Genomic DNA, 12,058 nt, shown 5'->3' with positions numbered 1-12,058 from the left:
CAGAGCTCAGTAATTTCGCATGTAATCAGGTTTATACCTGCTCGCTCAACGCCTTTTTATCCAGTTTCAATTCGGCCAGTTTTCTAGCCACCTTACCAATATCACCTGCACCTTGTGTCAGCACAAGATCGCCCGGCTGAATTACCGCAGCCAGTGCTGCAGGCAGAGCATCTACATCCGGTACAAAGATCGGATCGATTTTTCCTCGGCCACGAATAGTACGACAAAGACTTCGGCCATCGGCACCCGCAATTGGCGCTTCACCGGCAGAATACACATCCAGCATCAGCAGTACGTCAACCTGTTCAAGCACATTGGCGAAGTCGTCATACAAATCTCGGGTGCGGCTGTAACGGTGTGGCTGGAACACCATGACCAGGCGGTTATCTTCCCAACCCGCACGCGCAGCTTGAATGGTGACGTCGACTTCGCTTGGGTGATGTCCGTAATCGTCCACCAGCAGCGCGTGACCCTCTTCCACCGGGAACAGACCCAGCTGATCAAAGCGACGGCCAGTGCCCTCAAAGCTCGCCAGAGCACGTAAGATAGCGTCATCTTCCACACCATCTTCCGTTGCCACTGCAACCGCAGCTGCCGCATTCAATGCATTGTGTCGGCCCGGAATATTCAGTTCAATGTGAACCTCCGGTTTACCCGCGCGCAAAATAGTGAAAATACCTTTCTGACCTTCCTGACGGTAATCTTTCAGGCGCACATCAGCATCTTCTGAGAAACCATAAGTGATGACTTGACGACCTATGCTTGGGATCAACTCACGTACTACAGGATCGTCAACACACATCACCGCCTGACCATAGAAAGGCAGCTTGTGTAGAAAATCGATGAAGGTCTGCTTCAGGTTGTCGAAGTTACCGCCATAGGTATCCATGTGATCCGCTTCGATGTTGGTAACAATCGCCACCATCGGCTGCAAGTGCAGGAATGAGGCATCACTTTCATCGGCTTCCGCAATCAGGTAGCGGCTACAGCCCAAACGTGCATTCGTGCCAGCGCTTTTTACCAGACCACCGTTCACAAACGTCGGATCCAGACCTGCTTCCTGATAAATCAACGTGGTCAGGGCTGTGGTGGTGGTTTTACCGTGCGTACCTGCCACGGCAATGCCGTGGCGGTAACGCATCAGCTCAGCCAACATTTCTGCACGGCGAACCACTGGAATACGTGCGGCTTTCGCAGCAACCAGTTCTGGGTTGTCCTGACGGATAGCCGTAGAAACCACAACGACGCTTGCGCCATCGACATTGGTCTCAGCATGACCAAAGAATACTTTGGCACCTTTGCTTTCCAAACGTTGGGTCACGGCGTTTTCTGACAGATCAGAGCCTGTGATCTCATACCCTTCGTTGATCAGCACCTCCGCAATACCGCACATACCAGCACCGCCAATACCCACAAAGTGAATGCGCTTCACACGGCGCATTTCCGGCACCATGGTTCGAATTTTTTCTAATTGATGACTATCAAATTTGCCCATCACTTTGTTCTCTACTTCGCTACGTCTTTGATGACACTGGCTACACGCTCAGCGGCATTGGTTATTGCCGCGGCTTTAGCAGCCTTCGACATCGCCATCAATGACGATGAATCTTTATCTTCCAGTGCCGCCGCCAATGCGTCAGCACTCAAATCCGGTTGTTCTATCATTAGCGCCGCGCCACTCTCGACGAGGTGCTCAGCATTCAGTGCCTGCTGGCGATCTTTATGCTGGAAAGGCACGAAGATCGATGGCACGCCTGCCGCAGACACTTCAGACACTGTCAAAGCACCAGAGCGGCAAATCAGGATGTCTGCCCAATCGTAGGCTTCAGCGACATCATCAATAAACTCGGTGACTTCGGCATTTACCACGCCCGCTTTCTTGAAGCGCTCTGCCGTGTCAGCCTGATTGCCTTTACCGGCCTGATGACGAATCACCACTTCACGGTCCAGCTTTGCCATCGCTTCAGGCACTGTGTGGTTTAAGATTCGAGCCCCCTGGCTTCCTCCCATCACCAACACTTTCAGCGGTGCGCCATCTTCATAAGCCTTATGTTCTGGCAAGTCGCAAACATCCTTTCTTACCGGGTTGCCAACCACTTCTTTGTCAGCAAACGCTCCAGGAAAAGCCTGCAACACACGCTTGGCAATCTTTGCCAGCCACTGGTTGGTTAACCCCGCGACAGCATTTTGCTCGTGAAGCACAACGGGAATGCCGCTTAGCCATGCGGCCAAACCACCCGGCCCACTCACATATCCGCCCATGCCCAGCACAGCACTCGGTTGCCAGTTTTTGATATGGCGCTTTGCCTGAACAACAGCATTAAGTACCATCCAAGGGGCGAGAAGTTTACGCGCAAAGCCCGAACCACGCAGCCCTTTTACTTCAATAAAGTCGATCTCAATGCCATGTTTTGGCACCAAATCCGCTTCCATCCTGTCTGCCGTTCCCAGCCAGCGGATTTCCCAACCTTGTTCCTGCAACTCTTTCGCTACCGCAAGTCCTGGGAAAACGTGACCGCCAGTTCCACCGGCCATCACCAATAATCGTTTATGTTTTTGTTCGTTTTCGTTTTTCATGAGAGACAATTCGTTGGTGCGCCTGCGCCGTTTCCAAACGGTATTCGTGGTCAATGCGAAGAAGTAGCGCCACCGCCGTCGACATAATAAATAAACTGGAACCGCCATAACTGACCAGCGGCAACGTCAAACCTTTTGTCGGCATAATACCTGCCGCAGCACCAACATTCACCAGTGCCTGAAACGCAAACCAGATACCAATACCAAATGCCAGAAAACCGCCGAAAAGCTGGTTCGCTTCAAGGCAACGTTTCCCGATAAAGAGTGCGCGGAAAACCAATGCGAATACCATCAGCAAAACGACAGTGACGCCAATCAGGCCGAGCTCCTCTGCCAGCACCGCTATAACAAAGTCAGTGTGCGCTTCCGGCAGGTATTCGAGTTTCTGGATAGAATTACCGAGCCCTTGTCCCCACCAGCTGCCACGGCCAAAGGCCATCAAAGATTGCGTAAGCTGGTAACCGCTACCAAACGGGTCTTGCCAAGGATCCAAGAAGGAGGTGACACGAGCGACACGGTAGGGCTCAGCAATGATCAAAAGACCGACCAGCCCAAGACCGGTAAACAGCAAGACACCGAACTGCCATAGCTTGGCGCCAGCAATAAACAGCATGCCCACCGTCGTGACAAACATGACGACAACAGAACCGAGGTCGGGCTGAAGCAATAACAGGCCTGCAATCACCACCAGCACTGCCAGTGGTTTCAAAAAGCCTGTGACGCTCTCCCTTACTTCGCCATGGCGACGCACGAGATAGCCTGCAATAAACAGGAAGAGTGATAATTTGGCCACTTCTGCGGGCTGCAGGTTAAAAAAGCCCATTGGCAGCCAACGGGAAGCACCATTCACCGATTTACCTACAACCAATACTGCTAAAAGAAGCCCAAGCGAGATAAACAGCAAAGGAATGCTAAGTTGTTGCCAGCGCGACAAGGGTATCTGCATGGCCACGCCAGCAATGATAAGTGCGCCTATGAGATACACGCCCTGACGCATGGCGAAATAGAACGGCTCATCAACCAAACGGACAGAAACAGGAATAGAAGCAGAGGACACCATGATGAGACCAACCATCATCAGGCCGAATGAGAGCCATACCAGCTGGCGGTCATACAATGCCGTTGGCGCTGGATTCGAAATCCAGCGCATAAAACGGTTGTCGTCCCACTTCGCACTCATCATTCCGTCACGCTCTCCTCTGCACTTCGCTGTGCAATCTCTTGCGCGTACGCAGCAAAGGTATCACCTCGCACCATAAAGTTGGTGAACTGATCGAAGCTCGCACATGCTGGAGACAACAACACCATGTCACCAGATGTCGCAGTTGATGCCGCGATATCCATGGCTTCCTGCATGGTTTCAATCACCACAGGCGACGCAACCAGATTTGTAAAAGCATGACCATCACGGCCATAGCAATACAAAGTCACGTTCAGCTTGTCGAGGATAGGTTTCAGCGAAGAAAAATCGGCGCCTTTGCCATCGCCACCCACCAAAAGATGCAGACGCCCTGCCAACTGCAGGCCATCAAGCGCCGCTTCAGTGCTCGCGGGGTTGGTCGCTTTTGAGTCATTCACCCAAAGTACGCCGTTGTGTTCGATCACTTGCTGACAACGATGAGGTAAACCTCGGTATTCACGCATTGCCTGACGTTGCGCTTCACGGTTCACACCCGTCGCATCAGCCAGCGCCATCGCCGCCAGACAGTTAGCCACGTTGTGACGACCTACCAGCGCGATATCAGACACCGCCATCACAAGCTCGCCTTTTGCTGTCAGCCACTCTGCGCCGTCTTTCTCGGTGAGTGTGTACTCACCTGACGTGAAGCCGAAGCTGATAGCAGGCACATTGCCGCCTTTGGTCTGTGTATTTTTGGTCTGGAGATCGTCTTGGTTCCAAACCGACAGTTTGGTTTGGTCGAAAATACGCAATTTGGCATCGCGGTAGTCATCCATCCCTTCATAGCGATCCATATGATCTTCTGAAAGATTGAGGAACACTGCCGCTTCCAAATTCAGGGAGGAGGTGGTTTCAAGCTGGAAGCTCGACAGCTCCAGTACATAAAGCTCGTGCTCACTGGCCAGCATATCCAAAGCTGCAAAGCCGATATTGCCGCCAACACCGACATTGATGCCTGCCGCTTTTGCCATCTCACCAACCAGACTGGTCACAGTGCTTTTACCGTTTGAGCCGGTAATACCAATGACAGGCGCTTTTACATCACGGGCGAAGAGTTCAATGTCACCGACAATCTCAATGCCTTTCGCAGCCGCTTTTTTAAGCTCTGGTGTTGCCAGCGCAATGCCTGGGCTTGCCACAATCTGGTCTGCTGAAAGCAACCAATCCATATTCCAGCCACCGGCATGCAATGCCACATTTTTCGGTAACTGCTCTGCGCCCGGCGGATTAGCACGGGTATCAATCACTTTCACAGTCGCGCCATCATCTTTTCTCACAAGATGATTAACGACAGAGAGCCCGGTCATACCGAGCCCAATCACCACAATGTTTTTCGCGGCGTCTGTCTTCATTTAGCGCACCTTCAATGTTGCCAGTCCTGCAAGAACCAGCATCAGGGTAATAATCCAGAATCGTACAATCACGCGCGGCTCTGGCCAGCCTTTCAATTCGTAGTGGTGGTGGATAGGTGCCATGCGGAAAATGCGCTGACCACGCAGTTTGTAAGAGCCCACTTGCAGGATCACTGACAAGGTTTCCATCACGAACACACCGCCCATGATGACCAACAGGAATTCCTGACGCACCAACACGGCAATCGTGCCCAGTGCACCGCCCAGTGCCAGAGAGCCCACATCCCCCATGAACACCTGGGCCGGATAGGTGTTAAACCACAAGAAGCCTAAACCTGCGCCAACTATCGCCGCACAGACAATCACCAATTCATCGGCATCTTTGATATAAGGGATGTGCAGGTATTCAGCAAAGTTCACGTTACCTGTCGCCCAGGCGATAAAGGCAAAGCCACTGGCTACCATCACGGTTGGCATGATAGCCAAGCCATCAAGACCGTCAGTAAGGTTCACCGCGTTGCTTGAGCCGACAATCACGAAATAGGTGAAGACGATGTAGAACAGGCCAAGCTGAGGCATCACGTCTTTGAAGAAAGGCACCACAAGTTGGGTGGCGGCAGTATCTTTACCGTGGATATAGAGCGCGAAGGCCACTACCAGCGCAATGGCGGATTGCCAGAAATACTTCCAGCGGGCAATCAGGCCGTCCGTGTTCTTGCGCACCACTTTACGGTAGTCATCGACAAAGCCAACGGCACCGTAACCCAGAGTCACGAATAGCACCGCCCAAACATAAGGGTTGGAAAGGTCAGCCCACAGCAGCACAGTGACCGTAATCGCGGTCAAAATCATGATGCCGCCCATGGTCGGCGTACCACGCTTGCTGAAGTGGGACTCCGGACCTTCGTTACGCACTACCTGACCGATTTGCAGCATCTGCAAGCGGGCAATCAGGCGCGGCCCCATCCAAAGTGACAGCGTCAATGCAGTCAACACGCTGAGGATGGCGCGGAATGTCAGGTAATCAAACAGTCGGAAAAACGGAATGTGTTGGGTTAGGATATCTGATAGCCAATCTAGCATTTGGCTGCCTCCTCTATTGCTGCAACCACTTCAGACATCTTCATTCCGTTGGCCCCTTTGACCAAAACGGATACTTCGCGTTTTGTTTTCATCAGTTCTACTACATGCGCAATCAATGCGCTTTTATCTTCAAAGTGCTGACCACCACAACGCTCGCTGATCGCGGCGCTGGCAGGTCCATAAGTAATCACGGTTTGAATTGAGGCCTTGCTGAGGTGCTCTGCCACTTCTCCATGCACCGAATCGGAGTGTTCGCCCATCTCGCCCATATCAGCCAAGACGATAACTTTGTCTCCGTCGAAGCCATCCAGCAAATCCACCGCCGCTTTCATTGCTGCAAGACTGGCGTTGTAGCTGTCATCAATCAGACGAAGACCTGGGCGCGGGAAGCTTATCGCACCACGACCTTTGACAGGCGACACAGAAGCGAGACCTCGGACCACATCGTCCATTGTCACCTTACTATCTATCTTGGTCGCTGCGATGGCTGCGAGAATCGCGTTCGAAACGTTATGTTCACCGGGAAGGCTGAGTGTCACCGAATAGGTACCTTGTGGTGAAACCAAATCGAAGGCATAGCAGCCGTTGTCGACCTGATGAATATTCTCGGCACGGTAGTCGGCAGGCTTGTCAGTCACTGTCATGGTAAGTACTTGCTTACTTCTCAGTACGTCATCCCAAAATGCGCCACCATTGCTGTCCTGATTAACGATTGCAAGCTCGCCATCATCAAGCCCCTGGAAGATCTCGCCTTTGGCTTTCGCTACGCCATCAAGGGAACCGAAGCCTTCCAAATGCGCTGCCGCCAGGTTAGTGACCATCGCCAGATCCGGCTTAACCAAAGACGTGGTATATGCAATTTCACCAATGTGGTTAGCGCCCAATTCCATCACCGCGTACTCATCGGAAGGTTGCAGGCGAAGCAAGGTCAGCGGCACACCGATGTCGTTATTGAAGTTACCCGCGGTATACAGCGTCTGGCCTTTTGGAGACAGAATGGCAGCCAGCATTTCTTTGACTGTGGTTTTACCGCAACTGCCTGTGAGCGCAATCGTCTTCACGTCACATTGAGATTTCACCCATGCGCCCAGTTGCCCCAAAGCCAGCTTGGTGTCTTTCACGATCAGTTGTGGCAGTGATATATCGACAGGTTTGGAAACCAAAAGTGCTGACGCGCCGTTTTCATTCGCAGTTTCTACAAAATCATGAGCATCGAATCGCTCGCCCACCAGCGCGACAAACAAAGCGCCATTGCCAAGCGTTCGCGTGTCGGTGGAAACGGCATCAATCACCACATCTTCGCCGACCAGATCAGCGTCTAAAACAGTCTGCAGTGATTTCAACGAAACTGGGATCATGCCTCTTCCTCCAACAAACGGCGTACGGTCTCACGATCGGAATAGTGAACAGTACCTGATGCCAGCACTTGATAGTCTTCGTGTCCTTTTCCTGCGACCAGAATCACGTCTTTTTCTGACGCATTTTCAAATGCATAGCCACACGCTTCCGCGCGGTCGTGAAGGATAATTGCTTGAGCGGGATCGACCATGCCTTTGAGCATGTCAGCCACAATCGCTTCCGGAGATTCTGAGCGGGGATTGTCGTCGGTCAGGATAGCCACATCAGCCATTCTTTCAGCAATGTCTGCCATCATTGGGCGTTTACCTGTATCCCTATCGCCACCACAGCCGAAAATACACCACAGCTTACCATCGCAGTGACGACGAAGAGCCATCAGCGCTTTTTCAAGGGCATCGGGCGTGTGAGCATAATCCACCACCAACATAGGTTTGTCAGCACGATGAAAAACTTCCATGCGTCCAATCACCGCCTGCAACTTGCTGGCAGCTGCCATCAGAGTTTCTTTTTCGTAGCCAAGTCCCAGAAGCGTGGTCAGGCTAACCAAAAGGTTCATGACGTTGAATTCGCCAACCAGCGGCGCAGTATATTGACCAGCACCCCATGAAGAGTCAAAGCTGATGGTCACACCGCTTGTCGCGTAGTCGACAGATGTTAGCCAAAGCTTGCGGCCTTCATGCGCGTGGACATTGCTTTCAGAAAGTGAAACCGCCACCGCTTCCGGCATGTTGCTGACCCAGTTAGCACCGACCGGATCGTCAACGTTGATCACGGAAACCGGTGAGCCATAGTGGGTAAAGAGGCGAAGCTTGGCTTCTGCGTATGCTTCCATGGTGCCGTGGTAATCAAGGTGATCACGGCTGAGGTTAGTGAAGATAGCAGCATCAAAAGCCACGGCTTTCACACGATCCTGCACCAAACCATGAGAAGACACTTCCATCGCCACGTGAGTCGCACCCTGATGGTTAAACGCCGCCAGTTGCTGCTGAATATCCAACGCGCTGCCCGTGGTGTTCAAAGCTGGCTCTAATGCATCAAGGAAGCCGTTACCTGTAGTACCCATCACTGCTGCTTTACCATCGAGCAGGTCAATCCACTGCGCAACCAACTGGCTCACCGTGGTTTTACCATTGGTGCCTGTCACACCAATCACTTTCATCATTTTGCTTGGTGATTGATAGAAACGGTCAGCAATTTCCGACAAGGTGGATTTCAAGTGAGGGAAGGCAACGACTGGCACACCATTTTGCAAAGTGACATCAAACTGGCCGTTAGTATCGCCATCATCGGCAATCACCGCTGCTGCACCGGCTTCAATAGCAGCAGGAATAAAGCGTCGTGCGTCCAGGGAATGCCCCTGAACGGCAATAAATACATCACCCGGTTGGATCTGGCGGTTATCCAGCGTCAAACCGGTAATAGGTGTCTCTGGGATGGCGTCATACCAAGGCGCCAATAATTCTTTAAAGCTCGTGTTCGGCATCAGTTCCGATTGTCCGTATTAGCAATCTGTAAAAATGGCTGCTGAGCGTCCGGTGCGATATTGAGGATCTGCAACGAGCTCTTCATCACGTCAGAAAACACGGGGGCCGCAACCTGACCACCGTAATATTTGTCGCCTTGGGGTTCATTGATCACCACCACCATGGCAATGCGTGGCTCGCTCAAAGGTGCGATCCCCGCCGTATAACCGATATATTCATCACCGTAGCCACCGGCCACCGCAACTTTCGCTGTCCCTGTTTTTGCCCCGACACGGTAACCGTCAACCGCTGCGCGGCGGGCACTTCCGCCTTCCTGCGTCACGGACTCCAGCATGTCGAGAACTTTTCGGGTGTTTTCTTGTGATGCCACTTGTTTACCCGGTACCACTGATTCTGTTTTCAAAATCGACAGCGGGCGATTCACACCTTCCGCGCCAAGTACCGCATAAGCACGGGCAAGCTGAGCTGGCGTAATAGAAAGGCCATAGCCAAAAGAGAGGGTCGCACGTTCGAAGTCAGACCAACGGCGACGGTTCGGATACAGTCCATAAGACTCACCGACCAGATTCACACCAGTTGCGTCACCGATGCCAAAGCTGCTGTAAAGGCCAAGCAGTGCTTCGACCGGCATAGAAAGAGACAGTTTACTGACACCGATGTTACTGGATTTTTGGAGGATTTTACGGAGGTTTGCTTCACCGACTTTGGAAACATCGCGGACACGCGCTCCGCCGATGCTCATCACGCCGTTACCCGTATCAATGATGGTCGACTCATCCGCTACGCCATTTTCCAATGCCGCCAAAACCACCAGAGGCTTGATGGTGGAACCTGGCTCGAAAACATCAGTGATGGCGCGGTTACGCATTTTGAAACTTTTCAGATCGGCGCGGTTATTCGGGTTGTAAGATGGTGCATTCACCATCGCCAGCACTTCGCCCGTGCGGACATCTACCATGACCAAAGAGCCTGAAGTCGCGCGGTAGTCCGCAACCGCTTGCTTAATGGCGCGATAAGAAATCGCCTGAAGACGCTGATCGATACTGAGTTGAAGTGGTTTGCCTTCTTCCTTGGCCTCTTTGGAAATGACTTCAACGACGCGACCATAGCGGTCTTTGCGCACAGTACGGCGGCCTGGTTCACCACTCAGCCAACCATCATAGCCACGTTCGATACCTTCGAGACCGCGGCCATCAATGCCGGTTACACCCACAAGGTGAGCACTAACTTCACCTGCCGGATAAAAACGACGGGACTCGTCATTCATACCAATACCCGGTAAGCGAAGACCAGATACGTAATCTGCAACAGCAGGGCCAACCTGACGCTGCAGGTAGATAAAGCGTTTGTTTTTATTGCGCTCGATGCGGTTTACCATCGCCTGACGGTCGATACCCAACACATCAGCCAACGCGTACCAGCGGTCGATATCTTTCAGGCCACCGTTTTTAAATACAGTCACCGGATCCACATACACGGCCTCTACCGGCACACTGACAGCCAATGACTCGCCATTGCGATCGGTAATGATGCCGCGTGCTGAATGAAGGGCTTTGACACGGACAGAACGCATATCGCCTTCCTGAAGAAGGCGATCCGGTTCGATGACCTGAATGAATGCGGCGCGGGCAATCAACGCGACCATGGCAAGAGAAATACAGAAACAGACCGTGACAAAGCGCCACCGAATCAAATTCGGTGCGGGCTTTTTTGCTCGCTGATTGGTCGGTTTCGTTTTTCCCTTCACGCTATTGACTCACTATGACTTCACGTCGACTGTCTGGACGGATCATGTCCTGATCCTGCCGTGCCATGGCTTCGACACGGCTGTGTTCTGATAACGCATGTTCCTCAAGCAACTGGTTACGCCATTCGACTTCCAGTTGCTCGCGCTCCATCAAAAGTTGGTCATGATGGGCTATCGCAGCACGCGTTTGCTGGGTGATGTAAACCACGCCCAATGCAGAAAGCAGTACCAGAACCAAAAGCACCATAGGAACCCGACCAATACTGGTCAGGTCCTGCAGAATTTGCCTTGTCAGTCCTGGATTTTCTGCCGACATCAGTCACCCAATTTTTCTGCCACACGCAGCACCGAGCTTCGGGAGCGAGTGTTGTCTGAGACTTCCACGTCAGACGGTTTCAATGCTTTGCCCACCAGCTTCATCTTTGCCTGACCCAGTGCACGGATTTGATCTTCGGTCAGTGGCACGCCATGCGGTACATCCGGCCCTTTGCTCTGCTTGCGCATAAAGCGTTTCACCAAACGGTCTTCCAATGAGTGGAAGCTGATGATGGAAAGTCGCCCCCCCGGCGCCAACACTTCAAGCGCACCTTGCATCGCCGTTTCAATCTCTTCCAACTCACTGTTGATGTAGATGCGAATCGCCTGAAAACAGCGGGTCGCCGGGTGCTTTTTACGATCACGGGAAGGTGATACCGCAGCAATCAAGTTGGCCAGCTGCAAAGTTCTGGTCAACGGCTCTTTGGTTTCATCTTCTCGGTGGGCAACAATGGCACGAGCGATACGCTTGGCAAATCGCTCTTCGCCAAACTCTTTCAACACCCAGGCAATGTCGTCTGCGTCCGCTTCGGCAAGCCATTGAGAAGCTGGAATACCTGAAGTCGGATCCATGCGCATGTCCAAAGGACCATCGCGCATAAAGCTAAAGCCACGTTCTGGATCATCTAATTGCGGTGAAGACACCCCAAGGTCCAGCAATACGCCGTCAATCTTGCCACTCAGACCGCGTTCTTCAATGTATTGTTGGATGCCGGAAAATGGGCCATGAATAATGTTGAAGCGAGGGTCATCAATCGTGCCTGCTTCTTCAATCGCCTGCGGATCGCGGTCAATACTATAAAGCTGACCACCTTCACCCAGACGACGCAAAATTTCTCGGGTATGTCCACCACGGCCAAACGTACCATCGACATAAATGCCGTCAGGTTTGAGTGCGAGACCTTCGATGGATTCGTGGAGGAGGACGGAAATGTGTGAAAACTGCTCTGACATAATCTTG

Annotated in this window: 10 protein-coding genes; all 10 read right to left on the bottom strand. The window is 52.4% G+C overall.

Annotated features, from left to right (window positions below; translation table 11 throughout):
* Positions 1-31: 31 nt before the first annotated feature.
* The 10 genes from murC to rsmH are packed head-to-tail and all read right to left on the bottom strand — an operon-like array spanning position 32 to position 12,051.
* On the bottom strand, positions 32-1,495 hold the full coding sequence (gene murC, locus GCE9029_RS19115; protein WP_062666015.1) for a UDP-N-acetylmuramate--L-alanine ligase: 1,464 nt from the start codon (positions 1,493-1,495) through the stop codon (positions 32-34).
* A gap of 11 nt (positions 1,496-1,506) precedes the next feature.
* Positions 1,507-2,577, bottom strand: a complete 1,071-nt coding sequence (gene murG, locus GCE9029_RS19110; protein WP_062666013.1) for an undecaprenyldiphospho-muramoylpentapeptide beta-N-acetylglucosaminyltransferase — start codon at positions 2,575-2,577, stop codon at positions 1,507-1,509.
* Complete coding sequence (gene ftsW, locus GCE9029_RS19105; RefSeq protein ID WP_062666011.1) at positions 2,549-3,760, bottom strand: cell division protein FtsW; 1,212 nt, start codon at positions 3,758-3,760, stop codon at positions 2,549-2,551. The genes murG and ftsW overlap by 29 nt, the downstream gene beginning before the upstream one ends.
* A complete protein-coding gene (murD, locus tag GCE9029_RS19100; RefSeq protein WP_062666009.1) occupies positions 3,757-5,109 on the bottom strand; it encodes a UDP-N-acetylmuramoyl-L-alanine--D-glutamate ligase in 1,353 nt (450 codons plus the stop codon). Before murD ends, ftsW begins: the two co-directional genes overlap by 4 nt.
* Positions 5,110-6,192, bottom strand: a complete 1,083-nt coding sequence (gene mraY, locus GCE9029_RS19095) for a phospho-N-acetylmuramoyl-pentapeptide-transferase (protein ID WP_002537368.1) — start codon at positions 6,190-6,192, stop codon at positions 5,110-5,112. It lies immediately after the preceding gene.
* Complete coding sequence (locus GCE9029_RS19090) at positions 6,186-7,550, bottom strand: UDP-N-acetylmuramoyl-tripeptide--D-alanyl-D-alanine ligase (protein WP_062666007.1); 1,365 nt, start codon at positions 7,548-7,550, stop codon at positions 6,186-6,188. Before GCE9029_RS19090 ends, mraY begins: the two co-directional genes overlap by 7 nt.
* Positions 7,547-9,034: a UDP-N-acetylmuramoyl-L-alanyl-D-glutamate--2,6-diaminopimelate ligase gene (gene murE / locus GCE9029_RS19085; protein ID WP_062666005.1), complete on the bottom strand. Its 1,488-nt coding sequence runs from the start codon at positions 9,032-9,034 to the stop codon at positions 7,547-7,549. The genes GCE9029_RS19090 and murE overlap by 4 nt, the downstream gene beginning before the upstream one ends.
* Complete coding sequence (locus GCE9029_RS19080) at positions 9,034-10,782, bottom strand: penicillin-binding transpeptidase domain-containing protein (RefSeq protein ID WP_062666003.1); 1,749 nt, start codon at positions 10,780-10,782, stop codon at positions 9,034-9,036. Before GCE9029_RS19080 ends, murE begins: the two co-directional genes overlap by 1 nt.
* A gap of 1 nt (position 10,783) precedes the next feature.
* Positions 10,784-11,098 carry a cell division protein FtsL gene (ftsL, locus tag GCE9029_RS19075; RefSeq protein ID WP_002537361.1) on the bottom strand — a complete coding sequence of 105 codons (315 nt, stop codon included), beginning with the start codon at positions 11,096-11,098 and terminating at the stop codon, positions 10,784-10,786.
* Positions 11,098-12,051, bottom strand: a complete 954-nt coding sequence (gene rsmH, locus GCE9029_RS19070; protein WP_062666001.1) for a 16S rRNA (cytosine(1402)-N(4))-methyltransferase RsmH — start codon at positions 12,049-12,051, stop codon at positions 11,098-11,100. Before rsmH ends, ftsL begins: the two co-directional genes overlap by 1 nt.
* Positions 12,052-12,058 lie beyond the last annotated feature (7 nt).

It is taken from the genome of Grimontia celer (assembly GCF_900055185.1).
In the GTDB taxonomy this organism is placed as follows: Bacteria; Pseudomonadota; Gammaproteobacteria; order Enterobacterales; family Vibrionaceae; genus Enterovibrio; species Enterovibrio celer.
This window is presented reverse-complemented; position numbering and strand designations above follow the sequence as displayed.